This window comes from Bradyrhizobium sp. CB1717 (assembly GCF_029714325.1).
Classification (GTDB): Bacteria; Pseudomonadota; Alphaproteobacteria; order Rhizobiales; family Xanthobacteraceae; genus Bradyrhizobium.
In genome coordinates, this window is the sequence record NZ_CP121666.1 from 5,456,110 (window position 1) to 5,474,118 (window position 18,009).

Sequence of the window (18,009 nt, forward strand, 5' to 3'; positions counted from 1 at the left end):
AACTCCGCTTCTTGGCAGAAGCGGACGCGATTTCCATGAGTGAAGGGCCTACGCCCTTCGCATCAGCCTGAGCGAAGCCGCAGCGGCCTTCTCCGCGTCGTAAGGAAAGATCCACTCGGCCGCCGACATCCAGCCGCGCATCCTCTGCGCCTGCTCCGCGGGATCGCCGCCGGAGGATCGGTAGAACAGGCCGGCAAGGCGTGAGGCTGCCTGCACGCGGCTGGTCCGCTCCAGCCTCAGATCCTGGTAAGCTTTCAGTCGCGCCGGGATCTCGCCGCGTCCGGCATGCTCCAGCAGGACGGCAAGCGCGAAGCCGTCCTCAATGGCTTGTCCTGCGCCTTGGCCGAAATGCGGCACCATCGGATGGGCGGCGTCACCGAGAAGCGTGACATGCCCGCGCGACCAACATGGCAGGGGCGGCCGATCGTAGATGCCCCAGCGAAAGGTATGATCGAGCGCCGCGATCAGGGCCTCGACCGGCGCATCCCACCCCTCGTACTCACCCGCGAGCGCGCTGACATCGCCCAGCGCGAACCAGGTCTCCTCCATGTCACGCATGCTCGGGACGAACGCGACGATGTTGATCGATCGCCCCTGCGACACCGGAAAGCAGATGAAGCTGCGACCATCCCCCATCCACATGTTGAGGCCCCGCAGCTCCGAGCCCGACGCGAGCCTTTCCGCCGGCACCAGGCCGCGGTACGCCACGACGCCTTCGCTGGTCGGACGCGCCGGCAGGCCGATCTGCCGCTGGACCACCGAATGGATGCCGTCAGCACCGATGACCACGTCCGCGTCGCAGACCACGCCATTGGCAAAGGTCAATCGCGCTCCGTGCTCCGTGTCAGCGACGGCCACGCAGCGATGTCCGAACCGGACCGGTCCTTTCACCACACCCAGCAGCATCTCGAGCAGCTCGACGCGGTGAATCTGGTAGCTCAGCGCCATGGGCGCACCCGGCCTCGAAACGGGCTGTCCCTGCGACGTGCGCAGCGACAGCCCGTGGCTCCGAGTGGTGATCTGCTCGATCGCCTCGCAAAGCGAGGTGCGTTTGAGCAGCGTCAGCGCATTCGGAGGGATGGAGAGTCCTGCCCCGGCCTCACGCGGCGACTCTGCTCCCTCGAAGACGGTGACGTTCAGGCCCCGCGCGCTCAGCGCGAGCGCCGCAGACAATCCGCCGATCCCCGCGCCGACAATCGCGACATTCAGCCGGCCGGTCATACCGCGATCCCCTCGAACAGCGTCGTTTTCAAAATTCGATCTGTTGTCAGTTGCCGACGACATCATCGAGCAGCACCCATCGGGTGCCGTTGAAACGCGCCATCCTGGCCTTTGTCCAGCCGATCCGGCTCGACGGGGTGACGTTGATGGTCAGCCCGGGCAGAAATGTCGGCAGTTGCAGCCCTTGGACGCTAGTGGCCTGCCTGATCAGATTGTCCCGCGACAGGTCGTCGCCGCACTTCTTCAGGACCTCGACGATCATTTGAGCGGTCGCATACGGGAAGATCGATTCCTCGATGTCGTCGTTCGGTGCCCACTGCTTCATGAAGGCCCGAAACTCTCGCATGCCGGCATCGTCATCCCACATGGGATCCTCTGATGTCTTCAGCCAGAACGCGCTGACCGCCCCCGTCGATGCGGCAAGTCCGGCCGGACGCAGGACCGCCGAAATGCTGCTGACACCGGACAGCAGCACATGCTGGACCTTCCAGTTGAGCTCATGCGCCTTGCGGATCGCCTGCGCGGCGAAGCGGGCATTGGAGGCATGGAATAGCGTGTCGGCGCCGGACGACTTGAGGACCACGATCTGTGAATCGACCGTGGGCTCCATGATGTCGTAGGCCGCCTCTGCCACCACCATGGTCGAGGCTTTCGATCCGAGAGCAGCCTTGAAGCCAGCCAAATTGCCTTTCCCGAGATCGTCGTTCTGATAGATCACGGCGACCTTCGCGTCGGGCTTGGTCTTCAGCAGATACTCGGCATAGATCCTGGTCTCGACGGGCTGCGGCATCATGAACGTGGTCGTCCACGGCAGGTTCTCGGGATCGTCGAGCTTCGGGGTGCTGGCGAGCACCAATATCTGCGGAACCTGCTTGCTGTTGAGATATTTCGCCACGGCAAGGTTGGTCGGCGTGCCGATCGATCCAACGATCGCGAGCACATTGTCGTCCTCGACGAGTTTTCGCGTCTGCTGCACCGTCTTTGTCGGCGAAAAGGCGTCGTCGAGCGAAACGAGCGTCACCTTGCGGCCGTTGATGCCCCCGGCTGCGTTGATCATGTTGAGATAGGCCGCTTCAATCCGACCGAAGCGGCTCAGCGACGAGAGCGGGCCGCTGTAGGGAGCGGTCTGCCCGATCCTGATCTCGGTGTCGCTAACGCCGGGGCCGTATTTCTTGTCAGCCGCAGTGACGGGTGAAAGGCCGACGATCGAAAGGCTCAACGCAGTCAAGATCAGAGGCCGGATCATGGAGGCTTACCTCGTGCTGGCGCCCCTGACGGCGCCGTTTTGCCATCCCGGGCTGTAAGATAATGCTGTACAATCGTCCCAGCGTCCCGAAACTCCGCCGAAATTTTCCGAAAGCAAGTTCCACGAGGGGTTCTTGTTGAAATCATCGCAGCCCCCGATCCTCGTCGGCGACCGGATGGTGGATCTGGTTCGTGAAACCTTGCGCGACGGACGCGGCGACATCGTCCCCTTGCGCCCGCGCGCCTGGGCCGTGCTGCGGCTGCTTGCGACACGACCCGGGCAATTGATCAGCAAGGACGAGATCATGGACGAGGTCTGGTCGGACGCCGAGGTCACGGAGGATTCTCTCGTCCAGGCAATCGGCGACGTCAGGCGCGCTTTGGGAGATGCAGGCCGCTCGGCCCTGAAGACACTGCCTCGCCGAGGCTACATCCTGGTCGTCGATGAAAAGCCGATCGATGCCACCGTCGTTTCCGGCGACACGCCGCGGTCATCCGATACCGCAGAGCTGCCAGCGGCTGCGATGCCGCATTTGTCCATCGTCGTGCTGCCATTCGCCAACATCGGCGGCGATCCCGCGCAGGACTATTTCGTCGATGGCGTCACGGAGAGCCTGACGACGGATTTGTCGCGTATCGCCGGCTCGTTCGTGATCGGCCGCAACACCGCGTTCACCTTCAAGGGAAAGGCCGTCGACGCCAGGCAAATCGGCCGCGATCTCAACGTGCGCTACGTGCTGGAAGGCTCGGTGCAACGCGGCGGCAACCGTTTTCGCCTGAATGCGCACCTGACCGACACCGAGACCGGAAGCCATGTCTGGGCCGACCGCTTCGACAAGCCCGCGGCCGAACTGCTGGACATGCAGGACGAGATCGTATCGCACCTCGCCAACACCTTGAATGCCGAGCTCATCGCCGCCGAAGCGCGACGCGCGGCACGATCGCCCCGCCCGGACGCGATGGATCTGTATTTCCAGGGCCGAGCGCTCCAAAACAGAGGCGTCACTCGCGCGCTCCTGACGCAGGCCAGGGATTTCTTCACGCGATCTCTGGCGCTCGATCCTGGCAACATCGAAGCCGCGGTCGCGGCAGCCCAGGTCGAGGTGTCCGTAGGATCGGCGTTCATGGCCGATGACGTCAACACACATTTTCAAGCCGCGGAGACGGCTTTGAATGGCGCGTTGCTTCATGCCCCCAATCATCCCAGAGCCCACATGCTGCTCGGCGCCGTGCAGATTCAGACGAGCCGCATCGAAAATGGCATCGCCCAATGCCGCAGGTCACTCGCGCTTGACCGCAATCTGGCCGATGCCCACGGCTTCATCGGCCTCGGCAAATATCAGTCCGGCCATAGCGAGGAAGTCGAGGGTCACATTCAGGAGGCGCTCCGGCTGTCCCCGCGCGATACGCGCGCCTTTCTGTGGTACATGTTCGTCGGGCTGGCCAAGCTGGGCATCAAGCAGGACCATGAAGCCATCGGCTGGTTTCGGCGCAGCCTCGAACTCAACCGCAATCACGCCCTCTCGCATTTTCACTTCGCGACCGCCCTGGCGCTGGTGGGGGAATTGAAGGAGGCGCGATCGATCGCCGAAGCGGGACTTGCCCTCGATCCCGGCTTCACGATCCGCCGCTACCGCATCAACGCCAAAGGCGACAATCCGGTGTATCTCGCACGTCGCCAGCGCTATTTTGAGGGCTTGCGCCTCGCCGGCGTGCCGGAGGGGTGACGCGAGCGTGCGAGAGGATCGGCAGCCCCGGGCCGCCTCCAACGTCTACCTTGGAGTCACTGAGCGCCTGCCGGCTCGCTACCTCACAGCGAACGGCGCCTGATAGGGCCGGCCGAACGGCACACCGTTGATGATGGTCTGGATGGGCTTGAGCTGGGCCTTCCCGTCCCTCTTGTTATTGCGGGTGTCGACGAAGCTGACCGGCCCCTCCACCAATTCCATGATGGCGACGTCACCGGGCGCGCCGACCTGCAGCGTGCCGATTTTCGGCGCGCGGCTGATGATCTTCGCCGGGGCTGTCGTGGCCATTGCCACCACCTGCTCCAGCGTGAAGCCAAGCGCCATGAACTTGCTCATCACATTGGGCAGGAAGGGGATGCCCGGCGAATTGCCGGAGAAGACGTGGATGTCGGAGGAAATGGTGTCCGGAACGCATCCACCGGGGATCGCCACTTCCGCCACGGTGAAATCGAAGCTGCCACCGCCATGACCGACGTCGAACATGACGCCGCGCTGCTTGGCCGCCAGGGCCGCAGGCAGCAGCTTGCCCTCCTGGACGATATTGGTGAAGACGTTGGACATGTTCGGGGCGCCCGAATAGGCATGCGTCAGCACGTCGCCCGGGCGGAGCAGGTCGAGAATCTGCGACATCAGCTCCTTGGACTCGACGCCGCCGATATGCACCATCATCTTCGCCGGCCAGCCGCACATCTCGCACGCCTGGATGGCGCGCTTGAGCGGCTCGAGCCCGTGCTTGTAGATCACGTTCTCCGACATCCTCACCTTGACCCCGAGGAGGAAGTCCGAATTCTCGGCCAGCGCCATCGCGCAGGCCTCGGTCTGCGCGGAGTCGATATTGTAGAGCTCGGCGACGGGGAACGCCGAAAGGCCGTTGTTGGCGATGTGGACGAAGGCGTACATCCGCGCCCGCGTCTGGGCCACGATGAAACGGCGCAGCGCAGCCAGATTGTTGACCCCGGCGTCGCCCGCCGACACGACGGTCGTCGTGCCCTGGAATTGCACCAGTTCGTCGGCGGGAATACCGATCGCCGAGCCGTAGGGATAAACGTGACAATGCAGATCGATGAGGCCGGGCATCACCAGCTTGCCCGACGCGTCGATGCTCTTCAGGGCGCGCTCGGCAGGGATCGTCTCCTGGACGGTTTCGATCACGCCCCAGCGGATACCGATATCGCGTTTGGCGCGCAGCGACTGGCTGGGGTCGAGGACCTCTCCCCCGCGGATCACCAGGTCGTACTTGTCGTTCGGTCCCATCGCGGCGCGCGCAGGCGCGGCGAGGCTGATGGCTGCGGCAGATGTCGAAAGTGCAAGGAAATCGCGGCGTGACAACGCGGACATGATAACCCCCCTGTGTTTTTTTCTCGCGCGGCAGCCGGCGGGCATATCCGCCGACGACTCGCTGCATCCGTTCAAAATGAGTGCGATTGGAACTGGGGCCGCTTCGCCCCGAACAATCCAATCCTATGACTGCTCATCGGCGCTGAGGAGCCACAAAATCTTCCGGGAGTGCATGAACCTTTCGAAACAAGTTTCGACTAAGCCGCGCCGGCCCCGATTGGGCCAGAAGCGGGCGAATTATTGCGCTTTGGCGCGGAGATGGGTTGGCCACCCGACACGGACCAACGTCTCATCTGGGTCAGAGATCGCAAATTCGTACATCCCCCACGGCTTGTCCTCGGGCGATTGCTGAAATTCGCGCGCCGCGGCGTCGACACTCTCGAGGTAAAGATAAAGCCCAAAAGGGTTTCTGCCCGGCGTTAGCCATCCCTCGACCGCGTCCGTCAGATGCAGATATCCGCCCTTCCCGTTCGACAGCATGCGATAGGTGTCTGGCTCTCCCGGAGCGAGCCTTTCGCCGTCCGGCCGCGTAAAGCCCAGCCGATTGTAGAACCGCTCCGACGCATCAAGATCGTTACACGGCAGGATCGCGATCAAGGCTCCCGAAGGGCTCATTAGTTCACCCCGACGTTATGCAAGAAGTTTCGTCCGCTCTTCTTCTCAAGGTTTGTCACCTTAAGGTGGGAGTTAGAGAGTAGGAATTGCGACAGCCAGATGACCGCTTGGGGGCAACATGCGAAGAACATCAAATCGAAATCATGTTGGCTTCAACAACCTCTGGAAGGCAGATAGTCCATTTCGGCGCGGGCTCTCAAAATGGCTTCCTGCGTTTCCCTTTTGGTCTCCCGTGCTTCCAAAATTGCCTTATCGGCTCTTTGCAAGAGGGTCTAAGAAACATGCGTTTGGACTCGTCAGACCAGATGCGGTCGCGTTGGTCTTTCGCATCAGAACGGCTGCGGTCGCCTCAGTTACATGATGGACGAGCGCGACTATCGATCCCTTGTCATCCACACAGGCCAGTTTTTCGGAAGCCAATAGCGCACCTGCCAAGGCCGTCCGTCTGGTCGGATATCATACCGTTGCAGAGGCATCACGTGCCCGCGCACCGCGAAGCTGGCGGCGGTTGACTTGAGGCGCCTTTGCCGGAACGGCGCCCCCCCCCCCCGCGTTATCCGGCATGGCACAGGACCTGGAGACACTCTTCGCGCGTGCCGAGGCCGCTATACAGCGTTCCAAACAGCTGGCGGCGGCCGTTTCTGCAGCGCGTAAACGCCTGCTGGACCAGATATCCGCTAGACGACTGTTGGGCTTCAGTCCCGCTGATCGGAGGGTGAGGTACCCGCAGGATTTTCCTGAAAAACGCGCCCTGCCTTTCAGCCGTTTCCAGCCCAAGCTGACGATACCGAGACCTAGCGCTTTCGGCACGAACGATAGTTGCTCTCACCGCCCGTGCTACCCTTCGGGCCCGTATCAGGTGCTCTATCGCTTCTTCCTTGACCCGATAGCTATCCTCAATAGCTCGGTCGGCGCGCTTCAGCAGATCATCCATCGCACGTAAAAGCCGTGTGGAATGGGTCGTTCCAATCGGCCCGGCTTTCCTAAAGTCCGCTATGGGTCATGCCCCTCCGTTTGCAACGTCGGCCGGTTGCTTCCGATCTACCCCGATGAGCCGACAACTGAGGACGCCGCCCGGACTTCGCATTCGGGCCATGAACGGACATCGCGCGAGCCAGCGTTTAAGACACCTAAGTCCACGAGACCAACGCCGCGCTCAGTCTCTCGCTTTTTCAAGCGCGTGCCGTATGAGCTTTTGATCATCGCTGCTCACTTGCGTCGGTCCAAGCTTGAATGTCAGCTTGTCGATCTTGCCGGTGAACTGAAACGGCAGCTTGTAGCTGTCATCCACGCCCGTGCGGGAATCAACGCCGACGTCGAAGGACTCGTCGATCGTCATCAAGAACGAAATCGAGTGCGGGATCGACTGGCGGGAAACCTCCCTGCCGTCGACCGACAGCACGCCGGTGCCGCCCTTGCCGTAGCCGGGCCCATCATACTTGAAATCGAACGCGATGGTGTGCTTGCCCGGCTTGAGCGCGGTGCCCAACCAGTCGCGTGCGCCCACGCCGGATTCCCAGCGGTATCGTTTCAAATCCAGCATGTTGTAGACAAAGACCGGCTTGCCTTTCAGCAGATAGAGGCCGTAGCCGCTGAAGCGACCACCGAGCGTCACGATCATTCCCTCGGCCCCGCCCTGCGGGACGGTGATCTCGGCGGTGATCTTGTAGTCCTTGTTCATGATGTTGGGTGCATTACCTTCGGGGATGCCGGGACTGATTCCCTTGTAGGTGAATTCAGTTCGCCCCGCGGTCGCACTCGGACGCGGCGTGATCAGACGTGGCAGGATTGAATTGTCCAGCGGCAAGACCTGGTATTTGTCCGCTTCGCTCAGGAACAATGTCTGAAGCTCCTTCAGCTTGTCGGGATTGTTGGCTGCCAGGTCATTGGACTGCGAGAAATCCTCGGCGATATTGTAAAGCTCCCATTTGTAATTGGTGACATCAGGCAGCTTTGCGGTTCCCAACAGCCATGGCGGCGCGGGCGGCGTCGTGCATGCATACCAACCATCGTGGTAGATGCCGCGATTCGCGAACATCTCGAAATATTGTGTGGTGCGCTTTGATGGTGCGTTCGCGTTCGACTGGTCGAACGTATACGCCATGCTCACGCCCTCGATGGGCTTTTGTGCGATTCCATTCACCGTCGCAGGCGCCGCGACGCCCGTGGCTTCGAGGATCGTCGGCACGATATCGATGATGTGGTGGAACTGGGATCGAATGCCACCGACGTCCTTGATGTGGCCGGGCCATGAGATCGCCATGCCTTGCCTGGTGCCGCCGAAATGCGACGCCACCTGCTTGGTCCACTTGAACGGGGTATCGAAGGCCCATGACCATGCCACCGACATATGCGGGTAGGTCTTGTCGGAGCCCCAATTCTCGTAGTGCAGCATCAGCTCGGCTTCCGGCAGTTTCAGAACGCCGTTATAGGCGGTCATCTGGTTCGGAGTGCCCTCGAGCGTGCCTTCCGCGCTGGTGCCGTTGTCGCCGCTGATATAGATGATCAGCGTGTTGTCGAGCTTGCCCATGTCCTCGACCGCCTGAATGACGCGGCCGATCTCATTGTCGGTGTAGGCCGCGTAGGCGGCAAACACCTCGGCTTCGCGCGCATACAGCTTCTTCTGAATGAGTGAGAGCGAGTCCCACTTTGGCAGGGTATCCGGCCAGGGCGTGAGCGCCGTGTTCGCGGGGATGACCCCGAGGCGCTTCTGGTTGGCGAAGATCTGCTCGCGCAGCTTCTCCCAGCCCATGTCGAACTTGCCCTTGAACTTCTCGATCCATTCCTTTTTCGGCTGGTGCGGCGAATGGGTGCCGCCAGGCACGTAATAAACCAAGAACGGCTTGTCGGGCGCTGCCGCGTTCAGCCCGTTCATGTAGTTGATGGCCTCATCCGCCATGTCGGTGATGAGGTTGTAGCCGGTCTTGCCGATCCAGGGATAAACCTGGGTCGTATTGCGGAACAGGTAAGGCGTCCACTGATCGGTCTCGCCGCCCATGAAGCCGTAGAAATATTCAAATCCCATCCCGATCGGCCATTGGTCGAATGGCCCGGCGGCGCTGTACAGATAGGTCGGCGTGTTGTGGTTCTTGCCAAACCACGAGGTGGCAAATCCGTTGTCCCGCAGAATGGTCCCGATCGTGGCACTCTCCTGGCCAATGACGGAGTTGTAACCGGGATAGCCGGTCGACATTTCACCGATCACGCCATACCCGACCGAATGGTGGTTGCGGCCGGTGATCAGCGCCGCCCGTGTCGGTGAGCAGAGCGCCGTCGAGTGAAACTGTGTATAGCGCAGGCCAGCCTTGGCGACGCGATCCATCGCAGGGGTCGGAACCACACCGCCGAAAGTGCCGGACACGCCATAACCCTGGTCGTCGGTCATAATGAGCAGCACGTTTGGAGCGCCTTTGGGCGGCACGACGGAGGGTGGCCAGTATGGTTTTGAGTCCGTGGCCTCTTCCTTGATCACGCCGCCGAACTTTGGAGGTTCGGGCGGAAGCTGCTTGCCATCGAGTGTGATCGTGGCACCCGGCGTACCCGGCGTACCCGTGATTTGCTGAGCAAGAGCAGTCGTTGCCAGCGTCAATAGCGAGCATGCCGCAAGCAACGTTCTTGTCCCGGTCTGCTTTGAAAAGGTCTGCAACGGCATGGAGTTACTCATCTGTGCCACTCCTCTCGCTCAAGCCTCTCATTCAGCATGCGGAATCTCCGCCTGGCACCGGCTCTTGTCGAAAAAAGCCTACCGGTGCGACAAGGCGAAGGCACGCATCCAAGTCGTCAAGCTAGAATATCTGGCCAGCGCTGCCACCGGTTGTTGATCCAAATCAACGAAGGACCGCTATGGGTCACTTGCTGTCATCGCTGAGGCGACGCATGAAGCCTGCTTCATCTCAAGAAGCGGACATTTGTTGTCCGTGCCCTACGCCCGCCGCATCAGCTTGAGCGAGGCCGCAAGGCGCAGGCTGCGCTTGCCGGCCAGCGCGATGCCTTCGAGCTCGCCGCTGTCTTCCGTGCAGGTCCCGGAGAAGCCGATCCCGACCTCGTAGCCGCCGAACACGGGGTTCTCGCCCTTCGCCGGCGTATGCTCCTGATTCAGAATCTCGCCCTTCCAGCGGCCGTCCGCCGAGGAATAGGAGCCGAGATAATAGAAGAACGCATCGCCGCCGAGGATGCGGCCGTCGATCAGCAACATCACGCCGGACAATCCGGCATCGACCCCGTCGAGCGCGCGCAGGCTCATCCCATAGAGCCCGTTGGCGATGCCGCTCCGCCCGATCGTGCCGCGCGGCGGCAGCGCCCCGTCGTCGAGCCGGGTCATGTTGGCCCAGAAATGGGCGCCCGGCATCGTGTCCGCGCCGCCCTGCAGACGGATCTCGTTGCCGTGCAGCCGGCCGCGCGCCCCGATCTTGGCGACGTCCGCCCCCATCAGCGGCTTGTAGTTGGGATCGAGGTTGTGCCGCTCGGTGATGACCTCGGCGCTGATCTCGCCGTCCCGCTCGACATAGGTGCCAAGATGCGCAAAACCCGAATTGCCGCCCAGCATCTTGCCGTCATGCAGGCACATGATGCTGCGCCCGAACGCATCGTTGACGCCGTATTCAACCTTGTAGAGTCCGTCCAGCAATGCAATTCGCCCGCAAAATCAAAAGGAATCGCGGGCTACCTAGCATTGCGGCCGCATCGATTCCACCGGCTTTTCCGCGCAGGCCCCCCGGGAGGCCGCGCTCTGCCATGGTGCCATTATGCCCCTGTTTTGCCCGACGGGTCAAACAAATTTCGTAAAATCAGCAGACCGGGATTTCGCTGCGATTTCAGTGCCCCGGCTACTGTGCATGGGGTTGTTTTTCGACTTTTTGTTTTGGGGCCTCAGTGGCGCTTGAAATACTGCACCTCGCGCTCGTGCTTCTCGGCGGCCGCACGGCTCCTGAACGTACCGAGGTTGCGGCGCTTGCCGGTCTTCGGATTCACCTTGCGTGAATAGAGGCGATATTCGCCGGATGCCAGCTTGCGGATCATGATCGGGCCTCCCGCTTGTCGGGGTTCAACGACCGGTGCCGGAGCTGGTTCCTCCCCTGCTTCGAACCGTCAGGCACAGGCGCACGACCAAGGGGCATGAACCAGACAGAGCCATCCCCCGAACAGCAGATCGCCGAATTCGTCGCCAGCGCGGGGAAGCAGCCGCTGCTCGATGCCGCCTTCGAACTCTGGCGCTGGCGCTACCGGTTGGATTCGATCGAGGGGCGCCCGACCGCCGAAGAGGTCCGCATCAATCGCACCCTGACGCCGCAGCAGATGGCCGAGAAATATCGCTACGACCGCGACCACGCCCATGAAGGGCCGATGTTCGGCTACGTGAAGCGCGCCCATCCGCATGCCGACGATGAGGCGATCCGGCAGGCCATCATCACCGCCGTCAAGTTCGAGAGTGCGACGGAAGCGCATTTCAAATGGGACGGCGATTTCTGGGCCTGCGTCGTGCGCGCCGTGGCGCGGGCCGCCGCCGAGTATCCTGATTATCTCGAGACGACCTATCGCGACGCCCGCAACAATCTCGCCTACTACATGAAGTGAGCTAGAAGCACAGCGTGGTGACGAGCTTGCCCTGCTTGTCCTTGATCGCGTAGGGACAGCGAATGCGCTCCAGCGCCTTCTTGGCGTCCTCGTCGCCGAGCGCTGCGGCGCGCTCGTAATAGGCCTTGGCGGCGTCCTTGTCCTTGGGCCCGCCGCGGCCTTCCTGCGCGAAGGCGCCCATCCGCTCCAGCGCACCGGGATGGTTCTGCGCCGCCGCCTTCTCGAACAGCGCGCGCGCCGCGACGTCGTCCTTTGCGCCGCCATCGCCTTCAGACAGCATCAGGCCGAGCTGGTACTGCGCCTCCGCGTTGGTCTCGGCGGCCTTGCCGAGCAGCGCGCGCGCCTGCGCGGGATCGGCCGGTGCCGCGCCACCTGCGCTGCCGAGCGCGGCAAGGTTGCTGACGCCGCGGGGATTGCCTGCTTGCGCCGCCTTCTCGAACAACTTTCGCGCCTGCGCCTCGTCCTTGGCGACGCCGGCGCCGGTGCCGTAGAGCACACCGAGCTCAACCATGGCCGCACTCGATCCCTTGTCGGCCGCCTTCCGCCAGGCGGCGATCGCCTCCGCCGTCTGTCGGTTCGCCGCATAGGCGCGCCCGAGCGCGAACATCGCGCGCCGAGAAGAGCCTGCCGCCTGCTTGCAGAACTTGATGGCGGTCGCGACGTCGGAAGCTGCGATCTCCGCAACGCCCTTCACGTCGGCCGGCTTGTCGGGATCGCTGGGATCGGCCGCGACTCGGTCACACAGCACGAGGTCGGCCGACTGCGCATGCGCCGCGAGGGGCGCAGCGAGCGCGAGAGCGATGGCAAGGAGATGAGTTCGCATGGACGACACGTTGCGTCCCCGCCCCGGCAAATTCAAGGCTCGAGTCCGGATTGGCGGAGGACGGGCACGACCTGCGGTGAGGCCAGGTATTGCAGCAGCCGATCGGCCGCGACGGCATTGTTCGCGTTCGCCATGCGGCCGGCGGAAAAGACGGCGGGCGTTTGCAGCTCATGCGGGATCGGGCCGACCACCTCGATGCCACCGACCTGTTTCAGCTCGCTGATCTGCTGCACGGCGAGATCAGCTTCGCCGCTGACCAGCCGCTCTGCCGTGAAACCCTGCTCGACGATGGTGGCCTTGGCGTTGATCTCGGCCGCGATCCCCATCCGCACGATCAGCCGGGCGAAGTACACGCCGCTCGCACCCAGCCGCGAATAGGCAACGGACCGCGCGGCGAGCAGCGTCTGGCGCAGCGCGGCTTCGTCGCCGATAGCGGGATGCGGCTGCCCTGCCCGCACGGCAATGCCGACATAGGAACGCGCCAGATCGGCTGCGCTCTCGGCAACGACGCGGCCCTCGCCGATCATCTCGTCGAGCCCCTCGCGCGTGAGGATGACGAGATCGGCGGCCTCGCCCTCGCGCAGCCGCTTGAGCAACGCCAGGGTCGGCGCGAAGTCGGCATCGACATGAATGCCGCTGGCGGTCTCGAAGGCAGACGACAGGCTGCGCATCGCGCCCATCAGGCCGAGCGTCGAAAGCATGCGAATGGTATTTGCCATAGGTATTCCCAGGGTAGCGTTCAGGCGCGATGCATCAGCTTGAGCGCGGCGGTGAGGCGCAAGGATCGCTTGCCCGCAAGCGCCGTCGCCTCCAGCACCGCCTCCTCGGCGTCATAGCTGCCGGAGAAGCCGATGCCGACCTCGTGGCCGCCGAAGATCGGATCGTCCTTGGCCGGTGTGTGCTCCTGGTTGAGGATCTGCCCCTTCCAGCGGCCCTTCGCGGCGGTGTAGCTGCCGAGATAGTAGAACGCCGCATCGCCGCCGAGGATGCGGCCCTGGTTGAGCAGCACCACGCCGGTGAGACCGCCGTCGATGCCGTCGAGCATGCGCAGATGCACCGAGTAGAGGCCATCGGCGATGCCGCCCTCGCCGACGCCGCCGGCGATCGGCACCTCGTCCTCCGTGATCGGCGTCATCACCGACTGGAACGGCACGCCCGGCAGTTCTTTCAGCTCCCCCTTGAAGCGATAGAGATCGCCGTCGGCCCAGCCCTTCGCCAGCAAGGTCGCATCATCGGTGCCGGCCATGGCGCGGTAGTTCGGATCGGGATTGTGCCGGACCGTCTTGATCACGACATCCACGCCCTCATTGGTCTTCTCGTAGGTGCCGATATGGGCGAAAGCCGAATTGCCGCCGAGCATCTTGCCGTTGCCGGCATGCATCACGCTCCGGCCGACGGCGTCGCCGAGCTGAAACCGCACCTTGTAGAAACCCTCAAACACCAGCCGTGTCCCCGGCCCCAGCGCGCATCCAGGGACACTCTATCCGCTTTCGACGGCGGCGGACAAATTTCGCGCGGCGGAGCCCGGCGCATCGTTGGGGATGGCTGTCATCAGAATGCAAAAATCCGCCGGAGCCTTCGCTCCGGCGGATTGTGAGCCAACCCGGGCCAGCCCCCCAGCCCGGGCCGGGAGGATCTTAGGCCGCGGCCTTCTTGTCGGTCGGCACGGACGAGATCGTCTTCAGGATCTGCGAAGCGATCTGGTAGGGGTCGCCTTGCGAGTTCGGACGGCGGTCTTCCAGATAGCCCTTGTAGCCGTTGTTGACGAAGGAGTGCGGAACGCGGATCGAGGCGCCGCGATCGGCAACGCCGTAGCTGAACTTGTTCCACGGCGCGGTCTCGTGCTTGCCGGTCAGACGCTTGTCGTTGTCCGGGCCGTAGACGGCGATGTGGTCCATCAGGTTCTTGTCGAAGGCAGCCATGAGCGCCTCGAAGTACTCCTTGCCGCCGACCGTACGCATGTACTCGGTGGAGAAGTTGGCGTGCATGCCCGAGCCGTTCCAGTCGGTGTCGCCGAGCGGCTTGCAGTGGAATTCGATGTCGATGCCGTACTTCTCGGTGAGGCGCAGCATCAGGTAGCGGGCCATCCACATTTCGTCAGCGGCCTTTTTGGAGCCCTTGCCGAAGATCTGGAATTCCCACTGGCCCTTCGCGACTTCAGCGTTGATGCCTTCATGGTTGATGCCGGCAGCCAAGCAGAGGTCGAGATGCTCTTCGACGATCTTGCGGGCGACGTCGCCGACGTTCGAGTAGCCGACGCCGGTGTAGTACGGGCCCTGCGGAGCCGGATAGCCGGACTCGGGGAAGCCGAGCGGACGGCCGTTCTTGTAGAAGAAGTATTCCTGCTCGAAGCCGAACCAGGCGCCGGAATCGTCGAGGATGGTGGCGCGCTTGTTGGAGGCGTGCGGGGTCTTGCCATCGGGCATCATGACTTCGCACATCACGAGCACACCGTTGGTGCGCGCTCCGTCCGGGAACACGGCGACCGGCTTCAGCACGCAATCGGAGCTGTGGCCTTCGGCCTGCTGGGTGGAGGAGCCATCGAAGCCCCAGAGCGGAAGCTGCTCGAGCGTCGGGAACGACGCGAATTCCTTGATCTGAGTTTTGCCGCGCAAGTTCGGAGTCGGCGTATATCCGTCGAGCCAAATGTACTCGAGCTTATACTTGGTCATTGAGCCTCTCTGTAGATGATGCGAAAGGTTGGGGGCCCTGGGGCCCCCGCACGTTTTGTACCCGGCCATCATCGGCCGGCCCTCTACAAGCATTTAACGTGCCAAAAAGCCGCAGTGCGGGAGGTTTTCCACGGCCGCCGGCCTCGCCGCGACGCCGGCAAACCGTCCACAGCGACCTGCGTCATAGCCGCGCACCTTCGCGTGAAGCTGCACCGCAAAAATCCCGCGGAAAACGCCTGATTCTGGAGCAGGCCGACCAGTGCCGGGGGTTGCCGATGAAACGCGCATCAACGTTCGGCAATTTTCGTAAAGCCCCGGGCCCCTGCCTAGCAACCTTTGGAATGGCCTAGGCGTTAGCCACTCATACGGTGCCTTTGGGGGTGCAGGCAGCTGCGTGCCTACAAAATAGGCCGCAACTGATCTCCTTTTCAGCACTTTCCAATTCGGGATGCGCGGCCGATATGGGGATTCCAGTAACCACAATCGAACGAGTCGGGCGCACCATGGAGGCCAAGGCGCTTCGACCAAGGAGAATCACAATGATGAACAATGGTCTGAGTCACGGATCTGCGAAGATCTACCAATTCCCTGTCGGGGGCCGCGCGGCTCTCGCCGGACGCCGCTATGGCGATACCCGCCTTCCCGCCGATCACGCTTCGCTTCCCGCGAATGTCTCGATCTGCAGCGACAGCTGGTACCACCAGGACGCGGTCGACGAAGCCAAGCCCAAATGGGAACGCTAATGCCAGCTGCTGGTTTGGTACCGCCGCGCTCTCGCAAGCAGCCGGTGGCAGTTTGAAAAAGGGTCGAAACAACGGTGTTTCGGCCCTTTTTGATTCCAGTCGTCCCCCGGCTAGATCCCGGGCTTTTCGATCACCGCGCAGGCCGTGACCGGCCGCTTCAGATGCTTGACCGTGGTGGGCCCGGTCTTGGGAATCCTCAGTGTGATCCCCGCCCCCGAGTAGCGCGCCCCCGAAATCGCCAGCCGCTTGGCGAGTGTGACAGGTTCGCCATCGATCTGCAGAAAGGCGCGCTTGTCGTAGTCATAAAATCCCACGATGAACTGCGTACCATCGGCGCAGCGGTAGGTCTTGAACGTCTGCGCGTCGGCCTGCCGCGCACCGAAAATTCCGCCCGCCAACATGCTGATCGCCAAAACAATGGCCTTGTGCCGGCCCATGATCGCCCCCTGTAATAGACCTCAAGGACGCCCGCCGTGCGTCCGTTGGAACCATAACCCAAGCTGATCTCATGCAAGACTCTTCCCTAAAAGACTCCCCTACCCGCCATCTCGCCTTGCAAGGCGCCAGCAATTTTCGCGACCTCGGCGGCTATCGGACCGCCGACGGCCGCACCACGCGCTGGCGGCACATCTTTCGTTCCAATCATCTCGGGCAGCTCACCGCAGCCGATGTCGAGATCGTCCGCGCGCTCGGCGTCAAAAGCGCGTTCGATTTTCGCGGGGTGGAGGAGCGCGCGGCCGGCGTCTGCGTCGTCAACGAGATCACGGTGTATTCGCTGCCGATCGAGCCGACCGTCGTCGCCGCGCTGCGCGCCGAGCTCGCGCAGGGCACGTTGACCGCACCGGTCGCGCTCGAGCTCATGCGCGAATCCTATCGCAACTATGTTCGCCACAACACGCACAGCTTTCGCGCGCTGTTCAGTCATCTCCTCGAAGACCGCGCGCCGCTCGTGATCCACTGCACCGCCGGCAAGGACCGCACCGGCTTTGCCAGCGCGCTGATCCTGCATGCGCTGGGCGTCCCCGACGACGTCATTGCCGAGGATTACCTTTTGACCAACCGCCACTACAAGCGCGACCCGTCGAACGCCGCCGATCTTCCCGCCGACGTTATCGACGCGATCGGCTCGGTCGAGGCCTCGTACCTGGCGGCCGCCTTCGAAGCCGTCGGGCGCGACTATGGCGATCTCGAAACCTACTTGCGCGATGGGCTCAAGCTCGGCACAGCAGAGCGCACCGCACTGAAGGCGCGCTATCTGCAAGCGTAAGCCACCGCGCCGGGAGAACGATGATGCAAGGCAAGGTTCTGGTCGTCACCGGCGTGCTCGGCGCGCTGGGCAAAGTGGTTGCCGACATCGCGCAGTCCCGCGGCGCGCTCATCGCCGGCATCGATCATGCGCCCTCGCAACTAGCGGCGACGCCCGAGCGCATCGAGATCGGCGGCGTCGATCTGTCCGACGCGGCTCAGGCGACGACGGCGATCGATGCGGCGGCGAAGCATTTCGGCCGGCTCGACGCACTGATCAACATCGCCGGCGGATTCGCCTTCGAGATCGTCGGCGACGGCGACATCACGACGTGGCAACGCATGTATGCGTTGAACGTGCTGACGGCGCTAAACACCTCGCGCGCAGCGCTACCGCATCTCGCCGCGTCCAGGGCCGGCCGCATCGTCAATATCGGTGCCATGGGCGCGCTCCAGGCAGGCTCCGGCATGGGCCCCTATGCCGCCTCAAAGGCCGGCGTGCATCGGCTCACCGAGGCGCTCGCCAGTGAGTGGAAGGGCAAGCTCACCGTGAACGCGGTGCTGCCCTCGATCATCGACACCAAGGCCAACCGGGCCGACATGCCGAAGGCGGATTTTTCCAAGTGGGTGACGCCGCAGGAGCTCGCAGAGGTGATCCTGTTCCTCGCCAGCGATGCCGCGAGCGGCATCACCGGCGCGCTGATCCCGGTCGGCGGGCGGGTGTAGCTGCGTTCAGATCGGAACGTCCGGGCGAGGCCCGGATTCAATCGGAGCCGAGAAGGCTC

At 63.0% G+C, this 18,009-nt stretch carries 17 protein-coding genes; 5 read left to right on the forward strand and 12 right to left on the reverse strand.

Annotated features, from left to right (window positions below; genetic code table 11):
* Positions 1-48: 48 nt before the first annotated feature.
* Together QA649_RS26005 and QA649_RS26010 are read right to left on the reverse strand one after the other, a co-directional pair.
* On the reverse strand, positions 49-1,221 hold the full coding sequence (locus tag QA649_RS26005; RefSeq protein WP_283019689.1) for an FAD-dependent oxidoreductase: 1,173 nt from the start codon (positions 1,219-1,221) through the stop codon (positions 49-51).
* Positions 1,222-1,267: 46 nt separating this feature from the next.
* Positions 1,268-2,467, reverse strand: coding sequence for an ABC transporter substrate-binding protein (locus tag QA649_RS26010; RefSeq protein WP_283019690.1), 1,200 nt, complete (start codon positions 2,465-2,467; stop codon positions 1,268-1,270).
* Between the two features lie 133 nt (positions 2,468-2,600).
* Here QA649_RS26010 and QA649_RS26015 point away from each other — a divergent pair, with 133 nt between their 5' ends.
* Positions 2,601-4,193, forward strand: coding sequence for a winged helix-turn-helix domain-containing protein (locus QA649_RS26015; protein WP_283019691.1), 1,593 nt, complete (start codon positions 2,601-2,603; stop codon positions 4,191-4,193).
* Positions 4,194-4,271: 78 nt separating this feature from the next.
* Here the strand turns inward: QA649_RS26015 and QA649_RS26020 are convergent, their stop codons facing one another.
* The 5 genes from QA649_RS26020 to QA649_RS26040 form a co-directional block, all read right to left on the reverse strand.
* Positions 4,272-5,552 carry an amidohydrolase/deacetylase family metallohydrolase gene (locus tag QA649_RS26020; protein ID WP_283019692.1) on the reverse strand — a complete coding sequence of 427 codons (1,281 nt, stop codon included), beginning with the start codon at positions 5,550-5,552 and terminating at the stop codon, positions 4,272-4,274.
* A 237-nt stretch (positions 5,553-5,789) separates the two neighbouring features.
* Complete coding sequence (locus QA649_RS26025; RefSeq protein ID WP_283019693.1) at positions 5,790-6,167, reverse strand: VOC family protein; 378 nt, start codon at positions 6,165-6,167, stop codon at positions 5,790-5,792.
* 1,156 nt (positions 6,168-7,323) lie between these two features.
* Positions 7,324-9,831: an arylsulfatase gene (locus QA649_RS26030; protein WP_283019694.1), complete on the reverse strand. Its 2,508-nt coding sequence runs from the start codon at positions 9,829-9,831 to the stop codon at positions 7,324-7,326.
* Between the two features lie 258 nt (positions 9,832-10,089).
* On the reverse strand, positions 10,090-10,794 hold the full coding sequence (locus QA649_RS26035) for a hypothetical protein (protein ID WP_283019695.1): 705 nt from the start codon (positions 10,792-10,794) through the stop codon (positions 10,090-10,092).
* A 242-nt stretch (positions 10,795-11,036) separates the two neighbouring features.
* The gene (locus QA649_RS26040; protein WP_007591825.1) at positions 11,037-11,186 is read right to left on the reverse strand and encodes a hypothetical protein; all 150 of its coding nucleotides are present in this window, start codon (positions 11,184-11,186) and stop codon (positions 11,037-11,039) included.
* A gap of 96 nt (positions 11,187-11,282) precedes the next feature.
* Between QA649_RS26040 and QA649_RS26045 the strand changes: the two genes are divergently transcribed.
* Complete coding sequence (locus QA649_RS26045) at positions 11,283-11,741, forward strand: hypothetical protein (protein WP_283019696.1); 459 nt, start codon at positions 11,283-11,285, stop codon at positions 11,739-11,741.
* Between the two features lies 1 nt (position 11,742).
* Here the strand turns inward: QA649_RS26045 and QA649_RS26050 are convergent, their stop codons facing one another.
* From QA649_RS26050 to QA649_RS26065, 4 genes are all read right to left on the reverse strand, one after another.
* On the reverse strand, positions 11,743-12,564 hold the full coding sequence (locus QA649_RS26050) for a tetratricopeptide repeat protein (protein ID WP_283019697.1): 822 nt from the start codon (positions 12,562-12,564) through the stop codon (positions 11,743-11,745).
* 32 nt (positions 12,565-12,596) lie between these two features.
* On the reverse strand, positions 12,597-13,283 hold the full coding sequence (locus tag QA649_RS26055; protein WP_283019698.1) for a substrate-binding domain-containing protein: 687 nt from the start codon (positions 13,281-13,283) through the stop codon (positions 12,597-12,599).
* A gap of 20 nt (positions 13,284-13,303) precedes the next feature.
* Positions 13,304-14,005 carry a GrlR family regulatory protein gene (locus QA649_RS26060; RefSeq protein WP_018644726.1) on the reverse strand — a complete coding sequence of 234 codons (702 nt, stop codon included), beginning with the start codon at positions 14,003-14,005 and terminating at the stop codon, positions 13,304-13,306.
* Positions 14,006-14,201: 196 nt separating this feature from the next.
* Positions 14,202-15,236 carry a glutamine synthetase beta-grasp domain-containing protein gene (locus QA649_RS26065; protein ID WP_018644727.1) on the reverse strand — a complete coding sequence of 345 codons (1,035 nt, stop codon included), beginning with the start codon at positions 15,234-15,236 and terminating at the stop codon, positions 14,202-14,204.
* Between the two features lie 539 nt (positions 15,237-15,775).
* Here QA649_RS26065 and QA649_RS26070 point away from each other — a divergent pair.
* Positions 15,776-15,979 carry a DUF2735 domain-containing protein gene (locus QA649_RS26070; protein WP_283019699.1) on the forward strand — a complete coding sequence of 68 codons (204 nt, stop codon included), beginning with the start codon at positions 15,776-15,778 and terminating at the stop codon, positions 15,977-15,979.
* Positions 15,980-16,089: 110 nt separating this feature from the next.
* Here the strand turns inward: QA649_RS26070 and QA649_RS26075 are convergent, their stop codons facing one another.
* Entirely contained in the window at positions 16,090-16,416 is a 327-nt protein-coding gene (locus tag QA649_RS26075; protein WP_283019700.1) for an MliC family protein, read from the reverse strand.
* Between the two features lie 71 nt (positions 16,417-16,487).
* Between QA649_RS26075 and QA649_RS26080 the strand changes: the two genes are divergently transcribed.
* Both QA649_RS26080 and QA649_RS26085 read left to right on the forward strand, forming a co-directional pair.
* Positions 16,488-17,246, forward strand: a complete 759-nt coding sequence (locus QA649_RS26080; RefSeq protein WP_283019701.1) for a tyrosine-protein phosphatase — start codon at positions 16,488-16,490, stop codon at positions 17,244-17,246.
* Between the two features lie 23 nt (positions 17,247-17,269).
* On the forward strand, positions 17,270-17,950 hold the full coding sequence (locus tag QA649_RS26085) for an SDR family oxidoreductase (RefSeq protein WP_283019702.1): 681 nt from the start codon (positions 17,270-17,272) through the stop codon (positions 17,948-17,950).
* Positions 17,951-18,009: the final 59 nt, after the last annotated feature.